Origin of the sequence: Terrabacter sp. NPDC080008 (genome assembly GCF_040702505.1) — a bacterium.
GTDB lineage: Bacteria > Actinomycetota > Actinomycetes > Actinomycetales > Dermatophilaceae > Terrabacter.
Window position 1 is genome coordinate 48827 of sequence record NZ_JBFBLC010000006.1, and the last position, 17257, is coordinate 66083.

The 17257-nt window shown below is 72.0% G+C and carries 12 protein-coding genes and 1 riboswitch; of the genes, 8 read left to right on the forward strand and 4 right to left on the reverse strand.

The genetic code is table 11. The annotated features are described in order from the left end of the window. The first annotated feature begins 104 nt into the window (after positions 1-104). The 4 genes from AB0316_RS16430 (at position 105) to AB0316_RS16445 (ending at position 6078) form a co-directional block, all read left to right on the forward strand. Positions 105-1181, forward strand: coding sequence for an SDR family NAD(P)-dependent oxidoreductase (locus AB0316_RS16430; RefSeq protein WP_366274120.1), 1077 nt, complete (start codon positions 105-107; stop codon positions 1179-1181). Continuing rightward, complete coding sequence (locus AB0316_RS16435; protein ID WP_366274121.1) at positions 1178-2371, forward strand: DegT/DnrJ/EryC1/StrS family aminotransferase; 1194 nt, start codon at positions 1178-1180, stop codon at positions 2369-2371. Before AB0316_RS16430 ends, AB0316_RS16435 begins: the two co-directional genes overlap by 4 nt. Before the next feature lie 121 nt (positions 2372-2492). Continuing rightward, on the forward strand, positions 2493-4379 hold the full coding sequence (locus AB0316_RS16440) for a Na+/H+ antiporter (RefSeq protein WP_366274122.1): 1887 nt from the start codon (positions 2493-2495) through the stop codon (positions 4377-4379). Positions 4380-4431: 52 nt separating this feature from the next. After that, positions 4432-6078: a hypothetical protein gene (locus AB0316_RS16445; protein ID WP_366274123.1), complete on the forward strand. Its 1647-nt coding sequence runs from the start codon at positions 4432-4434 to the stop codon at positions 6076-6078. Positions 6079-6110: 32 nt separating this feature from the next. Here AB0316_RS16445 and AB0316_RS16450 read toward each other — a convergent pair whose 3' ends face one another. Next, complete coding sequence (locus tag AB0316_RS16450) at positions 6111-6608, reverse strand: GtrA family protein (RefSeq protein WP_366274124.1); 498 nt, start codon at positions 6606-6608, stop codon at positions 6111-6113. A gap of 64 nt (positions 6609-6672) precedes the next feature. On the opposite strand from AB0316_RS16450, the gene AB0316_RS16455 reads away from it, so the two are divergent. Continuing rightward, positions 6673-7686 (forward strand): glycosyltransferase family 2 protein, encoded by a 1014-nt coding sequence (locus AB0316_RS16455; protein WP_366274125.1) that lies wholly within the window; start codon positions 6673-6675, stop codon positions 7684-7686. A gap of 16 nt (positions 7687-7702) precedes the next feature. Here AB0316_RS16455 and AB0316_RS16460 read toward each other — a convergent pair whose 3' ends face one another. After that, on the reverse strand, positions 7703-8749 hold the full coding sequence (locus AB0316_RS16460) for an LD-carboxypeptidase (protein WP_366274126.1): 1047 nt from the start codon (positions 8747-8749) through the stop codon (positions 7703-7705). A 52-nt stretch (positions 8750-8801) separates the two neighbouring features. After that, complete coding sequence (locus tag AB0316_RS16465) at positions 8802-10148, reverse strand: bifunctional o-acetylhomoserine/o-acetylserine sulfhydrylase (RefSeq protein WP_366274367.1); 1347 nt, start codon at positions 10146-10148, stop codon at positions 8802-8804. Positions 10149-10217: 69 nt separating this feature from the next. Further along, positions 10218-10337, reverse strand: a riboswitch (SAM riboswitch). Between the two features lie 142 nt (positions 10338-10479). On the opposite strand from AB0316_RS16465, the gene AB0316_RS16470 reads away from it, so the two are divergent. From AB0316_RS16470 to AB0316_RS16480, 3 genes are all read left to right on the forward strand, one after another. Beyond that, positions 10480-11643, forward strand: coding sequence for an acyl-CoA dehydrogenase family protein (locus AB0316_RS16470; protein ID WP_366274127.1), 1164 nt, complete (start codon positions 10480-10482; stop codon positions 11641-11643). A 214-nt stretch (positions 11644-11857) separates the two neighbouring features. Further along, positions 11858-13930, forward strand: coding sequence for a DUF6077 domain-containing protein (locus AB0316_RS16475; protein WP_366274128.1), 2073 nt, complete (start codon positions 11858-11860; stop codon positions 13928-13930). A 225-nt stretch (positions 13931-14155) separates the two neighbouring features. Continuing rightward, positions 14156-15136 carry a glycosyltransferase family 2 protein gene (locus AB0316_RS16480; RefSeq protein ID WP_366274129.1) on the forward strand — a complete coding sequence of 327 codons (981 nt, stop codon included), beginning with the start codon at positions 14156-14158 and terminating at the stop codon, positions 15134-15136. 29 nt (positions 15137-15165) lie between these two features. On the opposite strand, the gene AB0316_RS16485 is transcribed toward AB0316_RS16480, so the two are convergent. Beyond that, entirely contained in the window at positions 15166-17175 is a 2010-nt protein-coding gene (locus AB0316_RS16485) for a DUF6541 family protein (protein WP_366274130.1), read from the reverse strand. Between the last annotated feature and the right edge of the window lie 82 nt (positions 17176-17257).

Sequence of the window (17257 nt, forward strand, 5' to 3'; positions counted from 1 at the left end):
ACCGACCGGACGATGACCGACCGGACGATGGCTGACCGACCGATGACTGACCCAACGATGACTGACCGAACGATGACTGACCGAACAATGACGAAAAGGCAGCCGTGACAACACTTCCGGGCACCATCACCTCCGACGAGGCCCGTCGGGCCGAGCTGACCGCGCGTCCCGTGGAGGGCTCGCTGGCCGGCAGGACCGTGCTGGTCACCGGGTCCGACGGGTTCATCGGCTCGCACGTCGTGGAGCGCCTCGTCGCTGACGGCGCGCAGGTGCGGGCGTTCTGCCTGTACAACTCCAACGGGTCGACCGGCTGGCTGGAGGAGTCCGAGACGTTCCGGGCGGCGGTGCGTGACGGGCAGGCGGAGGTCGTGCTCGGCGACATCCGCGACCCGGAGCACGTGTCGGCATCCGCTGAGGGCGTGGACGTCGTGCTGCACCTGGCGGCGCTGATCGCGATCCCGTTCTCCTACGTTGCGCCCCGGTCCTACGTGGAGACGAACGTCATCGGCACGCTGAACGTGCTGGAGGCGGTGCGTCGGCACGGGACGCCGCGGATGGTCAACACCTCGACGTCCGAGGTGTACGGCACGCCGGAGGAGGTGCCGATCACCGAGGCCCACCCGCTGCGGGGGCAGTCGCCGTACTCGGCGACGAAGATCTCGGCGGACAAGATGTGCGAGTCGTACGCGTTGTCGTTCGGCACGCCGGTGACGACGCTGCGCCCGTTCAACACCTTCGGGCCGCGTCAGTCCGCGCGGGCCGTGATCCCGACCGTGCTGTCGCAGCTGCTGGCCGGGGCCGAGCAGGTCCGGCTCGGGGACGTGACCCCGAAGCGGGACTTCACCTTCGTGACGGACACGGCCGACGGGTTCGTGCGAGCGGCCCTGGCCGACGTGGCGCCGGGCACGACGATCCAGCTGGGCACCGGGCGGACCGTCTCGGTGGGCGAGGTCGTCGAGCTGTGCCGGAAGGTCACCGGCAGTGACGCGCAGATCGTGACCGAGAGCGACCGGATCCGGCCCGAGGGCTCGGAGGTGCAGATCCTGCTGTCGGACCCCGGCCGGGCCAACGAGGTGCTCGGGTGGGCGCCGACGGTCTCCCTCGAGGAGGGCCTGGCGGCGACGGCCGAGTGGCTGCGGCCGCGGGTCGACCTCGAGACGGCTGCGCGGTACCACCGGTGACCGCCGGCCACCACACGAGCGGGGAGGCGCACGCGCCCGGCGCGCGTGGCCCGGAGGGGACCATCCCGCTCGCGGTGCCCAACATCGGCGAGCTCGAGCGGCGCTACGTGCTGGAGGCGGTCAAGTCCGGGTTCGTCTCCTCGGTGGGTCCGTTCGTGTCGGAGTTCGAGCGCCGCTTCGCCGAGCAGGTCGGCGCGAAGCACGCCATCGCCTGCTCGAGCGGCACCGCCGCCATCCACGTCGGCCTGATCCTGCTCGGTGTCGGTCGCGACGACGAGGTGGTCTGCTCCGACTTCACGTTCGTCGGCTCGGTCAACCCCATCGCCTACCTCGGGGCCCGGCCGGTGCTCGTCGACTCCGAGACCCGCACCTGGAACCTCGACCCGGCGCTGCTGGCCGCCGACCTCGACCGGCGCGCCCTGGCCGGCCAGACCCAGCCGAAGGTCGTCGAGATCGTCCACGTGCTCGGGCAGCCTGCCGACATGGAACCGCTGGTGGACGCCTGCGAGCGACACGGCATACCCGTGCTCGAGGATGCCGCGGAGTCGCTCGGTGCCACGTGGACGACCGGGCGCTACGCCGGCCGGCACACCGGCACGGTCGGGCGCATCGGGTGCTTCTCGTTCAACGGCAACAAGATCGCCACGACCGGCGGCGGCGGGATGATCGTCACCGACGACGACGACCTCGCGGCCCGCGCGCGGCACCTGACGACCCAGGCGAAGGTGCCCGACGTCGGCTACCTGCACGACGAGGTCGGCTACAACTACCGCCTGACCAACCTCGCCGCCGGCCTCGGGCTGGCCCAGCTGGAGCGGCTGGAGGAGTTCGTCGCCGCCAAGCACCGCATCGCCGGACGCTACGACGCGGCGTTCGCCGACCTGCCGCTCGTGCTGCCACCTCGGGTCGAGGGCATGGACGCGACGTACTGGCTCTACTCGGTGCTCGTGCCCGAGGCCGACGGGCGCGGGCGCGACGACTTCCTGGCCCACCTGCAGGCCGCCGGCGTCGGGGCCCGCGCACTGTGGCGGCCGCTGCACGCCCAGCCGCCGTTCCTCAGCGCCCCCGTGCTCGGGGGAGCGGTCGGCGACGGGCTCTTCGCCCGCGGCCTGTCGCTGCCGTGCGCCACCGACCTCACCGAAGCCGACCAGCACCGCGTCATCACCGCCGTCCGCTCCTTCTTCGGCTAGCAGCGTAGGGTCCGGGACTCGGTCCGGGATCCGGTCCGGGGCCGGACCCGGCGGCAGCGGCAGCGGGCCCCGACCGTGGACGGGTGAGGCCGAGAGCCGCCGCGTGCGGCAGGATGTCGCCGTGGAGATCGCCATCGGACTGCTCGCGATCGCGGCCACGGTTCTCGCGGGCTCGTGGCTGGCCGACCGGTTCGACCTGCCGGCGCCGCTCGTGCTCATCGTCGTCGGGATCCTCGGCTCGTTCCTGCCGTTCGTGCCCGAGGTCGCGCTCAGCCCCGAGGTCGTCCTGCTCGGGATCCTGCCCCCGTTGCTGTATGCCGCCGCGATCCAGACCTCGCTCGTGGACTTCCGCAACAACAAGGGCGTGATCCTCAGCCTCTCGGTGGGGCTCGTGATCTTCACCGCCCTGGGCGTCGCGCTCTTCCTCCAATGGGCACTCGGCCTCAAGTTCGGCGTGGCGTTCGCCATCGGGGCGGTCGTCGCCCCGCCCGACGCCGTGGCTGCAACCGCGGTCGGTCGGCGAATCGGGCTGCCCCGGCAGCTCGTGACGATCCTCGAGGGCGAGTCGCTCCTCAACGACGCCACGGCGCTGGTGTCGCTGCGGACCGCCCTGGCGGCGGCGGGCCTGACCGCCGGGGTCGCGTCCGACGGCGTCAGCGTCGGCACCGTCGCGCTCGACTTCGTGTGGGCCTCGGTCGGCGGCGTCGCGGTCGGTGTCGCGGTGGCGTTCCTCGTCGGGGTGCTGCGCCGGCACTTCTCGACGGAGCCCGCCTTCGACACGATCCTGTCGTTCATGGTGCCCTTCGCGGCCTACATCCCCGCCGAGGAGCTGCACGCCTCCGGCGTCATCGGCGTCGTGACAGCGGGTCTGGTGCTCGGCCACCGCTCGCCGCGCACCCAGTCGGGCGCCTCGCGGCTCAGCGAGCGGATCAACTGGACCTCGATCCAGTTCCTCCTCGAGAACGCCGTCTTCCTGCTCATCGGCCTGCAGGTCTTCTACGTCCTGCGCGAGGTCCGCAGCTCCGACCTCTCGCCACAGCAGATCGCCCTGGCCGCGCTCGGCACGCTCGTGGCGGTGCTGGTGCTGCGTCCGCTGTGGCTCGTCCCGTTCCGCTTCCTGCGCACCAAGGTCACGCACCAGGACCCCGACGCCCCGTGGACGCACACCGTCGTGCTCTCGTGGGCCGGCATGCGGGGCGTGGTCACCCTCGCGGCCGCGCTGCTGCTCCCGGGCGAGACCGAGCACCGCGACGTGCTCGTGCTCATCGCGGTCGTCGTCGTGGTCGGCACCCTCCTGCTGCAGGGCACGACCCTGCCGGCGTTGGCCCGGCGCCTCGGTGTCCACGGCCCCGACCCGCGCGAGGACGCCCTGCAGGCGGCCACCGTGATGCAGGCGGCGACGCGCTCGGGGCTCGACGTCCTCGAGGGCCTGCCCGAGGTCGACGAGGCCACCCGCGAGCTGCTCCGCAACCGCGCCGACGACCGGCTCAACCAGATGTGGGAGCGCCTCAGCCCCCGCAGCGGGGACGCGGACGAGACGCCGAGCGCGAAGTACCGCCGGGCCCGGATGCAGATGCTGCAGGCCGAGCGCACCGAGGTGCTGCGACTGCGTGACGAGGGTCGTGCCGACCACGCGGTGCTCCGCGTGGTGCTCGGGGCCCTCGACCTCGAGGAGACGATGCTCGACCGCATCGACGACCAGGAGAGTCGCCTGGAGGAGAGCGAGATGCTGCCCGTGGACACGATCGAGGCGCCGTGCGAGCACCTGCGGAGCACCGAGTCCTGCCTCGAGCCGCGCACGCCCGGCGGCTGCGAGGAGTGCCTGCGCGACGGCACGGTCTGGGTGCACCTGCGCCTGTGCCTCACCTGTGGCCACGTCGGCTGCTGCGACTCCTCCGAGGGCAAGCACGCGACGGCGCACTTCCACGAGACGCAGCACCCCGTGATGCGCTCCATCGAACCCGGCGAGGCGTGGCGCTGGTGCTACGTCGACGAGGTCGTCGGCTGACGCCTGCTGCGCCTGGACGGGATCGTCATCCCCGCCCACTAGGGTGACGCGCATGTCCGAAGCGACCCCCGCCAGCACGACCGCGACCCGAGCTGGGCGCCCGGCAAGCCTGCACCGCCGGCTGGGCGTCGTCGGCTGGGCCGTCGACGCCGCCGCGGTCCTCGCCTGCGTGGTCTACGCGGCGCGGCTGTCGGCCGGCATGGACGTCAGCTTCGACCAGATCAGCTACCACTACTACTACTCGTGGCTGCTCTTCCACGGTGGCATCGACCAGGTCGACCCCGAGCCCTTCACGAACCGCTACGTCAGTCCCCTGGCCCAGCTGCCCTGGTACGTCCTCGACTCCGTGCTCTCCCCACGGGGGACAGCCGCCGCGATCGCTGCGCTGGCAGGGCTCAACCTCCCGCTCGTGCGCAGGATCTCGATGCGTATGCTGCCCGCTCGCGTCGGTGACGTGAGCCGGCTCGCGCTCGGGGTGGCGGCGATGCTGCTCGCGGGCACGGGCGCGGTGTTCCGCCTGTCGCTCGGCACCAGTCTCAGCGACGTCATCGTCACGGTGCCGGTGCTCGGGGCGCTGCTGTGCGTCCTCGTGGCCGCCGACGACGGGGTGGGGCCGCGGCGGCGCACCTGGCTCGTCCTGCTCGCCGGCCTCTTCGCCGGGGTCGCGGTCGGCGCCAAGCTGACGATGGGTCCGTTCGTCGTGGCCCTCGTCGTGGTGGTCGGCTGCCTGGCCGTCGCCCGGCGGACGGTGCTGCCCGTCGTCTGGCTGGCCGTCGGTGGTCTGGTCGGCGTCGTCGTGGCTGGGGGATGGTGGTTCCTCGACGTGTGGCGGGCCACGGGCAGCCCGACCTTCCCCTACTACAACGCTGTCTTCAAGTCGCCGTGGTGGCCGCTCGAGAACTTCCGCGACACCCGCTTCGGGCCGAGGTCTCTGGCCGACGCCCTGCAGTTCCCGAACTACATGCTGCAGGGCACCCGCCGGCTGCTCGACTACGAGCTGCGCGATGCCCGCTGGGTCGTCCTCGAGGTGCTCGTGGCGCTGGCCCTCGTGGTGGGCGCGGTGGGCCTGGCCCGGGCGCGTCGTCGCCCGTCGATGCCGACGCTGCCGAGCCTGGTCGTCTGGGCGTTCTTCCTCGTCGGCGCGCTGCTGTGGCTCGTCCAGTTCGGGATCGCCCGCTACGCCGCCCCGGTCGAGCTTCTCTCGGGGGTGGTGCTGGTGGCGCTCGTCCTGACGATCACCAGGCGACCGGTCGTGGCCGTGGCGGGGTCGGTCGTTCTCGCGCTGGCGATGGCCCCCTGGGTCAAGGGGCACGTCGAGCACGTGCCGTTCGCCGCGGACCGCTACGGCATCAAGGGCCGGGCGCTGCAGGACATCCCCGCCGGCTCGGAGGTGCTCGTCAACGCGTGGAGCGCGCCGAGCGGCTTCCTGCTGGCCGAGGTGCCGGCCACCTCCCGGCGGCACATCATCCACCCGTGGTTCTTCGGCTCCCCGCTGCTCGAGCGACTGAAGCGCGACGAGATCAGCAAGGCCCCCCGGATCTACGTCATCGTCTCGGGGAAGTGGCGCTCGTCGCCGAAGGTGATCGCGGCGTTCGAGAAGGCGGTGGGGGTCCGGCTCGACGAGAGCACCTGCGTGCCGATCCCGAACCACGTCAGGTCCCGCGCCCTGTGCTCGGGGACCTGGGTCGGCGGCTCCTGACTCGCCGGGGCGACCGGCCCTCGGCGCCGGGCTCAGGGTTCGGTGGGGACCTCGGCCCGCTCCGCGGCCCGGACGAACACGAAGCGGCGGTAGGTCACGAACCGGAAGACGGTCGCCAGCCCCCACCCGATCAGGCGTGCGACGTTGTCGCTGAGCACGGAGTCGAGGCCGAGCACCTGGCGCGAGAGGAACACGGTGCTCGCTGTGATCACGATGCCGATGACGTTGACGATGACGAAGAGCGCCAGCTCGTGCGCGACGTTGGCGCGTCGCTGGTGCCGGTAGGTCCAGTAGCGGTTGCCCGCCCAGCTGAGCACCGTGGCCGCGCCGGTGGCCACCACGGACGCGGCCACGGGGGAGCCGTGCATCGGCCCGTCGCCCGATCCGGGGAGGCCGAACACGAGCAGGTTGTAGCCCCCTTGGTCGATGACGAAGGCGAGGGCGCCGACGACGCCGAACTTCGCGACCTCACGGTAGATGCCGCGTATGCCGTCGCGCGCCGTGACGACGACATCCCCCAGGGCTGGCATGGGCTCGATGCTATCCGGGCCTAGACTCTGCGACCGAACCACCCGTCAGCCGAGGAGTAGTCCCGTGGAACCGACGATCGCCTGTGTCGTGCCCTGTCACAACGAGGAGGCCGCGATCGGTCAGGTCGTCCGTGACCTGCGCGAAGCCCTGCCCACGGCGACGATCTACGTCTACGACAACGCGTCCACGGACCGCACGGTCGAGGTCGCGACGCAGGCGGGCGCCATCGTGCGCCACGAGCCGCGCAAGGGCAAGGGCAACGTCATCCGGCGCGCCTTCGCCGACGTCGACGCCGACGCACTCCTGCTGATCGACGGGGACGACACCTACGACGCCAGCCGCGCCGGCGACCTCGTGGACGCCCTCTTCGACGGGCCCTACGACCAGGTGCTGGGCGCGCGTCGCCAGACGGTGGACGGCGCCTACCGTCCGGGCCACGCCGTGGGCAACCGCGTGCTGACCGGGGCGGTCCGTTTCCTGTTCGGCAACGACGTCACGGACATGCTGAGCGGCTACCGCGTCTTCTCCCGGCGCTTCGTCAAGTCCTTCCCGGCCCTGTCCAAGGAGTTCGAGACCGAGACCGAGATGACGGTGCACGCCCTCAACCTGCGCCTGCCGACGGTCGAGGTCCCGGTGGACTTCAAGGACCGCCCCGCAGGCAGCGAGAGCAAGTTGCGGACCTACCGCGACGGCTGGCGCATCCTGCGCGTCATCGTCAACCTCGCCCGCCGTGAGCGTCCGGCGCTCGTCCACACCGTGATCGCCGCGCTGATCGCGCTGGTCGCGCTCGTCCTCGGCGTCCCCGTCATCGGCGACTACCTGAGGACGGGGACCGTGCCGCGCTTCCCGACCGCGATCCTCGCGGCAGCGATCATGACGATCGCGGCCCTCGTGGCTCTGATGGGCTACCTGCTCGAGTCGGTGCAGCACATGCGCCAGGAGCAGTCGCGTCTGGCCTACCTCTCCCTGGCTGCGCCGAGCCGGCCCGCGCCCGCGGCGGCCCATCTTCCGCCGGCAGCCACCCAGGAGCCGGTGCTCGGCCAGCCGCAGCCGACGCTGCAGCAGCACGGACGCTGACCCGACGCGGCCCGGCTCAGACGAGCCGCTGGGTGACCGAGTGCCGCCCGCCGTCGTGGACGACGGTCGTCGTCGCGCCCTGGACGAGTGCCAGCATCGGCTGCACGTGCCCGCACTCGACGTTGGCGACGATGGGCAGTCCGAGCATCCCCAAGGCGTCGACGACCGCTGCGTGCTGGGTGAAGCCATCCGGCTCGGGTGCCTTGGTGCGTGAGACGAGGATGCCGGTGGCCGCGTCGAACCAGCCGCGCAGCCGCATCGCGTGCAGTGCCCGGCAGATGTCGGGGGAGCGCCACTCGGCGACGTCGAGCGCGATGACCAGACCCTCGGGGGCGTGGTCGCGCGCGAAGGTGCCGATGTCGGCGTAGCGGCCACCGGCCAGGAAGCTCAGGGTCTCGACGCAGCCGGCGACGAGCCGCCCCGAGAAGGTGACCGGCTCGTCCTCGTGGCCGGGGTCGATCCGGGTCCACGTGCCGCGGCCCTCGAGCGTCATCGTCGTGACCCTGGGCTCGCTGGCGTAGTCGTCCCACCCACCGGAGCGGTAGCGGCCGGGGGAGTGCTGCTCGACCTCCGCACCGCCCTCGGTCGAGGCGACGTCGACCCAGTGGCGTATGCCGTCCGGCACGGCGTACGGGGTGTCCATGAGGTTCTGCCCGTGGATCGTTGCGATCCCCGTGGTGAGGGTGAGTGGCGTGATCCACGTCGAGGTGTCCGAGAAGCCGACGCACCACGTCGGGTCGGCGGCTGCCACGGCGTCGAGGTCGAGCAGGTCGAGCAGGTCGATGCACGTCTCGCCGCCCCACGGCGGCACGACGGCCCGGATGGTCGGGTCGAGGAGCATGGCCATGAGCTCGGCCGCGCGTGCCTCGCGCGGCCCGCTGACGTGGGAGGGCGCGTGGTTGAGCTCGCCGACGACGACCTCGAAGCCGCGGTCGCGCAGCCACGAGACGGCATACGTGAACCGTCCCCAGAGGGCGTCGGGGACGCCGGAGCTCGGCGACGTCACGCCGATGCGGTCGCCGGGGCGCAGCGGGGCGGGGTAGCGGATCGGCATGGCTGACATGGTGCCAGCCGTGCCGATCCGCTTCGCCCCGTTTTCACCCGCGGCGAGACGCTCAGGCCTTGGCGGCGGCGAAGCCCTGCTCGAGGTCGGCGAGGATGTCGTCGATGTGCTCGATCCCGACCGAGAGGCGCACGAGGCCGGGCGTGACGCCGGCGGCGAGGCGGTCGGCCTCGGGGCCCTGCGAGTGCGTCGTCGACGCCGGGTGGATGACGAGCGAGCGCACGTCGCCGATGTTGGCGACGTGGCTGTGCAGCGTCAGCGCCTCGACGAACTTCTTGCCCGCCTCGAGGCCGCCGGCGATCTCGAAGGAGAGCACCGCGCCGGCGCCGCGAGGCGCGTACTTCTGCGCCGTGGCGTAGGACGGGCTGTCCGGCAGCGACGCCCAGACCACGCGCTCGACCTGCTCGTGGCCCTGCAGGAACGCGGCCACCTTCCCGGCGTTCTCGAGGTGGCGCTCGATGCGCAGCGACAGCGTCTCGATGCCCTGTGCGATGAGGAACGCGTTGAACGGCGCCGCCGACGGGCCGAGGTCGCGCAGCAGCTGCACGCGGGCCTTGAGGATGTAGGCGAGGTTGGCCCCGAGCGGGCTGCCCACGCCGAGGTCGCGCGCGAAGACGAGGCCGTGGTAGCTCTCCTCGGGTGTGTTGTAGTTCGGGAACCGCTCCGGGTCCTTGGCGTAGTCGAAGCGGCCCGCGTCGACGATGACGCCGGCGATCGAGGTGCCGTGGCCGCCGAGGTACTTCGTGGCGGAGTGCACCACGACGTCGGCGCCCCACTCGATGGGCCGGATGACGTAGGGCGTCGCGATGGTGTTGTCGACGACGAGCGGCACACCGTTCTCGTGGGCCACCGCGGCCACGGCCTCGATGTCGAGCACCTCGGCCTTGGGGTTGGCGATCGTCTCGCCGAAGAACGCCTTGGTGTTGGGCCGCACCGCTGCGCGCCAGGCGTCGATGCTCGTCGGGTCCTCGACGAAGGTCACGTCGATGCCGAGCTTGGGGAAGGTGAACTTCAGCAGGTTGACGGTGCCGCCGTAGAGGCTGGGGGAGGCGACGATGTGGTCGCCGGCCTCGGCGATGTTGAGCAGCGCGAGCGTCGTGGCGGACTGCCCGGAGGCGACGAGCAGCGCGCCGACGCCGCCCTCGAGCGCGGCGATGCGCTGCTCGACGACGTCGGTCGTCGGGTTCATGATCCGCGTGTAGATGTTGCCGAACTCCGAGAGCCCGAACAGGTTCGCGGCGTGGTCGGTGTCCTTGAAGACGTAGCTCGTCGTCTGGTAGATCGGCAGGGCGCGCGCGCCGGTGGCGCTGTCCGCGGACTGTCCGGCGTGGATCTGCTTGGTCTCGAAGGACCAGTTGGGCTCGGTCATCGCGTGGTGCTCTTCCTCGGTCGTGTCGATGACCGGGACTGCAGGTTCGGCAGCCGGCGCACCGACGGGTCGGTGCGGGAGAGGGTCTCTCGGGAGGTCTCTCCGCGCTTGCCCGCGCGCCGGGTGGCGTCGACGGGCCAGGTCCTCACCCGGGGCACCCCACCGCGGTTGGAGGGTTGCCGGCCAGCGAGCCGGGGCTTGTCGCTGGCGCTCATGACCTACCGGGAAGTGTACGTATGCGTGGCCACCCCTCGTGAACGGGTGTCCTCATCGTGGACGTCGGACACGGCATACGACCCCGCTCGTGGCGTCGATCACGAGGACGTCCTAGTAATCCGAACCGGCGAGTAGGATTCCGGCCGTGAGCACGAATGCCGACTTCGACCTGTTCCGGACCAGTGAGGACCACGAGGCCCTGAGGGAGGCCGTCCGAGCAGTCGCCGAGGACAAGATCGCCCCGTACGCCGCCGCCGTCGACGCGGAGGCGCGCTACCCGCAGGAGGCGCACGACGCGCTCGTCGCGTCCGACTTCTTCGCGCCGCACGTGCCGGAGGAGTACGACGGGGTCGGGGCGGACGCGCTCGCCACCTGCATCGTCATCGAGGAGGTGGCCCGCGTCGACGCGTCGGCCTCGCTCATCCCGGCGGTCAACAAGCTCGGCTCGCTCCCGCTCATCCTCGCCGCGAACGAGGACGTCAAGTCCCGCTACCTGCCGCCGCTGGCCAAGGGCGAGACCACCTTCTCCTACGGCCTGTCCGAGCGCGAGGCCGGCTCCGACACCGCGTCGATGCGCTGCCGTGCCCGGCAGGACGGCGACGGCTGGGTGCTGTCCGGCCAGAAGTCGTGGATCACCAACGCCGGCGTCTCCGAGTACTACACCGTCCTGGCCGTCACCGACCCCGACGGCCCGCGCGGCGGCAACGTCACGGCGTTCGTGGTCGAGAAGTCCGACGAGGGCTTCACCTTCGGCGAGAAGGAGCGCAAGCTCGGCATCAAGGGCAGTCCGACGCGCGAGCTGCACTTCGACAACGTGCGCCTTCCCGGCGGCCGCGTCGTCGGGCAGGTCGGCGACGGCCTGAAGATCGCGCTGCGCACCCTCGACCACACCCGCGTCACCATCGGCGCCCAGGCCGTCGGCATCGCCCAGGGCGCGCTCGACCAGGCCGTCGCCTACGTCAAGGAGCGCAAGCAGTTCGGCAAGCGCATCGCCGACTTCCAGGGCATCCAGTTCATGCTCGCCGACATGGCGATGGAGCTCGAGGCCGCCCGCCAGATGGTCTACGTCGCGGCCGCCAAGTCCGAGCGCGGCGACAAGGACCTGACCTTCTTCGGGGCCGCCGCCAAGTGCTACGCCTCCGACGTCGCGATGAAGATCACGACCGACGCCGTCCAGCTGCTCGGCGGTGCCGGCTACACGAGCGACTTCCCGCTCGAGCGGATGATGCGCGACGCGAAGATCACCCAGATCTACGAGGGCACCAACCAGGTGCAGCGCCTCGTCATGGCGCGCCAGCTGCTCAAGTAGGCATCGAGCGGCGCGTTCGGAGCTCAGCGCCGTCGGTGCGGCGTCTCAGGGCCCGTGCGCCGTGTGTCCGTGTCATCTGGTTACCTAGTGTCCACATGGCACTGGGATGCGACCGTCCGTGGTTCGGGGTCCTCCGCCGCGCACCGGGTCGGCACAGCACCCATCCGGTGTCGTTGCTCACAGCACACCGATCCGTCCGACCGGAGCCTCTCCCATGTCCCTCACGTCCGCCACTCTCCGTGCGCGTCGAGCCGTCGACCGGCCACCCGAGAGCCTCCTGGGCACGGTCACCAGGGCCGTGCTCATCGGTGCCATCGTGTTCTTCGGCGCATGGACGCTCGTCTACCAGGCGGCCCTCTTCGCGGACGCAGGCGTCGTCGCGGCCGCCGCCGCGGCGGCTGTCGTCGGCGCGGTTCTGCTGGTTGCCGTCGCACCTGTGCTGCGCCCCATGCCCGAGGTCGGGCGGTCGGGCGCGTCTCTCGGGCACGCAGGCGATCTCGACGAGACGCCCGTAGCGCTTCTCACCCCCGCGACGAGGGCTGTCGCGGTGGGCACCTCCGCGGTGACGGTCGTGGTGACGACGCTGGGGAGGCCTGCGCTGGCAGTCGCGTTCCTGGCAGTGGGCAGTCTCACGTGGCTCGTGCTCGCCGCACGAGCTCGCCGACGGACCGGGGCCCAGAAACCCGCTGATCGGCCGTCCGAGGCGGCGTCGGCTCCTTCTCGGGGCCCGTCGGCCGGCGGCGACTCGCTCCTCTGGCTGACCGGTTGGTTCTGGGCGCTGGCCTGCGGCGTGATCAGCGCCATCGGGGTGCGCCACGACGGCGACGACGCGTACTTCGTCAACCTGGCCCAGTGGGTGTCGCAGCGCGGTGACTTCCCCATGCGGGAGACGATGCTCACCGACGAGGTCCTCCCGGCCCTCGACGGCCACCGTCCCCCGATCCACAGCCTCGAAGGGCTCGTGGGCGCGGTGGGCTACCTGACGGGGCAGTCGGGTGCGGCGCTCACGTACGTGGTGTCGGCGCCGCTGTTCACCGTGGGTGCGGTCCTCGTCATGACGTGGCTGGTGTCGGTGTGCCGGATCCCCTTCGGGCCGCTGGCGCTGTCGGCCGCCGTGCTCTACCTGCTCATGTCCGGCTCGTCGGGCGCGTCGTTCGGCAACTTCTTCGCCCTGCGCATGTGGCAGGGCAAGAGTGTGTTGGCCGCGCTCGCCCTCCCACTGGTCGTCGCCCTGTCCATAGAGCTCCTGCGCCATGGAGGGTGGCGCCGCGGCGTCGTGCTTGCCCTCGCGGTGGTCTCAGCCGTCGGGTTCAGCAACACCGCGGTGTTCCTGCTGCCCGTCCTCCTCGGCGCGCTCACGCTCGCAGGTCTCGTGCTCGGGCAGCTCCGTCAAGCGGTCGTCATCGCGGCCACCCTCGCGTACCCCCTGGCCTGGGGCCTCATCGTGGCGTTGTCCGCCCCGCCGCCGTCGGTTCCGGCCGCAGCGGACGCCACCCCAGCGGCCTTCCTCGACCCGCTCACCGGCGTCCCCGGCGGAAAGGGTCTCGCGGTTGCCACCTACCTGGGGCTGTGTCTCGGGTGGCTGGGACTGCGCTCGCACGTCGCCCGAGTCGCAGCGCTCTCGACGGTGCTGGCCATGACCGTCGTCCTCCTGCCGCCGGTGACGCACCTGCTGACCCAGGCGGCAGGTCTCGGTCCCGTCCTCTGGCGGATGTGGTGGGTCGTTCCCGTCCCGGTCCTGGTCGGTGCCGTCGTCGGGGTGTCCGCCGATCTCGTCCACGGACGCACGCGAGTCGTCGTGGCCACGGGAGTGGGCCTTGCCGTCGGGCTCCTACCCCTCCTGGGAGGGCAGTGGATCGGATCCCCCGGTAACGGCACGCGGTGGGCGTCCCCCACGGCCTGGAAGGTTCCGCCCGGAGCCGAGGAGGGCGCCCGCCTCGCGCTGCAGGTCTCGAACCCGGGCGACGTCGTGCTCGCGCCATGGGCGACCTCGCGGGTACTGGCCGGGATGTCAGTCGACATGCACCCGGCCTCGGCTCGCACGTTCTACCTGTCGCAGTACCTGTCCGAGCCCGGGTCGTACGCGCGGGAGCGTCTCGCGCTGCAGACGTTCGCGGACAGGGCCACACCCCCCGACCCCGAGACGCTGCGACCGATGCTCGAGGCGCTCGGGGTCGACACCGCATGCGTGGCACCGTCGCGAGGGGCCGCCGTCAGGGCTCTGGAACGCATGGGGTTCCGGACCGTGGCGACGCAGGGCGAGCTGGCCTGCCTGCGCCGGGCCTGAGGCGCCCGGAGCTGCGACCGCCCTGGGGCTCGGTCGGACAGCCTTCCCCCGTGATCTCCTGGGCGCCCAGGACCACCCAGCTCGACCAGGGCGCCGACGAAGGGCGCCGAGCAGGTGCAGTGCCTCGTCATGGCCCGTCAGCTGCTGAAGTAGGCTGGGCGCCGCTCGAGCGGGGGAGGTCGGGCCCTCGAGCCCGACAACGCACGACGACGAGAAGGACGCCCTGTGGAGCCCACCACCGACGCGCTGCCGGCGGTCAGTGTGATCATGCCGATCCTCAACGAGGAGAGGCACCTTCGTGACGCCGTCGCCATGATCCTCGCGCAGGACTACGCCGGTCCGCTGGAGGTCGTCCTCGCGCTCGGTCCGTCCAGGGACCGCACCGACGAGGTGGCGGCGCAGGTCGCGAACGCCGACGCGCGGGTGCGTCTCGTCGCCAACCCCAGTGGCCGGACCCCCGACGCCCTCAACGCGGCCATCGGCGCGAGCACGGGCGAAGTCATCGTCCGTGTCGACGGGCACGCCGAGATCCCGGACGACTACATCAGCGTCGCCGTGACGGAGCTGCTGCGCGTCGGCGCCGACAACGTCGGCGGCATCATGGACGCCCAGGGCACGACCACCTTCGAGCGGGCCGTGGCCGCAGCGATGCGCAGCCCGCTCGGCGTCGGCAGCTCGCGCTTCCACACGGGCGGCTCCGCAGGAGAGGCCGACACGGTCTACCTCGGCGTCTTCCGACGCAGCGCCCTCGAGCGCGTCGGGGGCTACGACTCCCACTTCGCGAGGGCTCAGGACTGGGAGATGAACCACCGGATCCGCGAGACGGGTGGCACCGTGTGGTTCACCCCGGACCTGAAGGTGACGTACCGGCCGCGGGCAACCGTCAAGGCCCTCGCCAAGCAGTACTTCCACTACGGCCGCTGGCGCCGGGTCGTGGCACGCCACCACGAGGGCACGATCAACCCGCGCTACCTCGCGCCGCCGACCATGGTCGCGGTGGCCACTGCCGCCACCGTCGCGGGCTTCTTCTGGCGGCCTGCCTGGGCCGTGCCCGCCGCGTATGCCGCCGGGGTCGTCGCGGGCGGCGCCGCGATCTCGCGTGGTGAGTCGCCGGCCACCCGCGCCGTGACGCCCGTCGTGCTCGCGACGATGCACTGGTCGTGGGGCGTGGGCTTCCTCACCAGCCCCCGGCGACTGACCCGCTGAACTGCCGCCGGGCGCTCACGACCCGGCGCTCAGGACCCGGCGCAGGCGACGCGCTCGTAGAGCGTGTAGGGCGCGGCGTGGGCGACCTCCCGCCAGGCGGCCGAGCTGCCGACGTGGTCGATGCCGGCATACTCCTCGACGCGGTTGCCGGCCCACGAGAAGGGCTGGCCGCCCGTGATGGCCCAGGCGACGTGCTGGCGCGTGGCCGCCGCGCACACCTTCGGGTCGGTGCCGACCCGGTCGAGGGACTTGGCGAGCAGGGTGCGGTCGCCGGCCGTGCGGCCCTTCTCCGTCGGGATGAGCAGCCGACGGCCGCTCACGACGTAGAGGTAGGTCGGCCCGTTCCACGGGTTGGCCGCGACGACGGCGTCCGGCGGCAGGTGGGCTGACAGCGATCGCAGGGCGCGCAGCTCCTGGTCGCTCACCCACGAGTCCGCGGGCTTCGGGTGGAAGTAGCGGTGGAGGATGTGCCGGTGGGCCGACACCTGGGCCCCGGTGTCGAGCGCGGCCGCACCCAGGACGAGCGCGGCGGCGCCGACTGCCACCACGGTCCTGCTCCAGCGGCGGGTGGCCAGCCGGGCGACCAGGTCGGCGATGGCGACGAGCGCGGCCGCACCGGCCAGGACGGCGGGGAGGATGGCGACGGCGTGCAACCGGACCGCGTTGTTGTACCAGGGCCAGGTGAGGTAGCGCACGAGGGCGTCGTCGACGGCGATGTTGAGCCAGTAGAGCGCCAGCATGACGACCAGCGCTGCGACCACCCAACGGGCGCCGCGGTGGCGCCGCAGCAGCACGACGACGCCGATCGCCACCAGCGCCGACAGCACCGGCAGGGGGTGCGTCTCGCGGGGCGCGAAGAGGAGCAGGTCGTGGAAGGCGCCGAGCACCGACCGCTCGGGGCCGGGAGCGCCGGTGTCGACCATGAACTGCGGTCGCACGAGGACGGACACCACGGCGACCACGACGAGGGCGACGACTGCGCCGCCGAGGATCAGGAGCCGGCGCTGCCCGGAGCGCTGGCTCCTCGCCGCCTCCCACACCCGGCCGAGCACGATCAACGCGCCGAACACCCCGAGCGTCACGAAGGCGTTGGGATGGGCCAGGACGAGCCCGGGCACGGCCACGAGCAGGACGGCGGCCGAGCGCACGCGGTCGCCCACGGCATACGGCGGCGTCGCGCGCGGCCGGAAGACTCCGACGAGCGCGGCCAGGGCGGCCGGCAGGATCGCCTGACCCAGCAGGTTGGGCCACAGCACGCCGAAGCCCATGAGGAAGTAGGGGTAGGTCGTGAACGCGACGCTGAGCAGGGCGGTGGCCAGCACGACGAGCACCCGCCGGCCCAGCAGGCTCAGCGCCAGCACGATGCAGCCCAGCGGCCACACGACACCGGCGAGGAGGACCACGTAGACCGAGGTGCAGACCACGACGGACGCACCGGTGAGGAGCGAGGCCGTGGCCGTGAACGCATAGAAGGCGCCGGGGTAGAACGGCGCGGCCGGGTCGTTGAAGTGCCCGATCTGCAGCGAGGACAGCGTGCCGTGCTGGAGCCCCCACTGCGGTGCGGCGACGTGGAAGATCGTGTCCGGCGCCTGGGGCAGTGCCTCGGGGGTGCGGATCTCGGGCCGGATCGTCCAGAGGACGACCAGCAGCGTGACGACGACGCTCGCCACCGTCCACCACAGCACCGGGTCGAACCGGCGCTCGGCCGGGTGCTCGAGCCAGGTCGCCCATCCCGGGCGACGCGCGGCCAGGGCCGTGTTCGCGCGGGTCAGCAGGATTCCGGCCCCGAACGCGATGACCCACAGCGCCAGCGTGCCGACGACCACGGTGGCCACGCTCCAGCGCACCCCGACCAGGGGCGCGACGACGGCGGTCAGGCCGAGGCACGTCGTCGACAGCAGCGGCGCCAGTGCGAGGGCGGCGAGCGGGCGCAGCCGCAGGAGCAGCCCGGCCGCCAGGCCGGGGACGAAGACGAGCACGCCCACGACGAGGAAGACGGGGACGGTGTCGGTCCACGAGGTCGAGCCCGGTAGGAGCAACTCCAGACCCTTTCTCGGCTGCCGACGGCTCCGCTTCGACCCCGAGGCTACCCAAGCGGGCTCAACGATCGCTGGCAGCTCA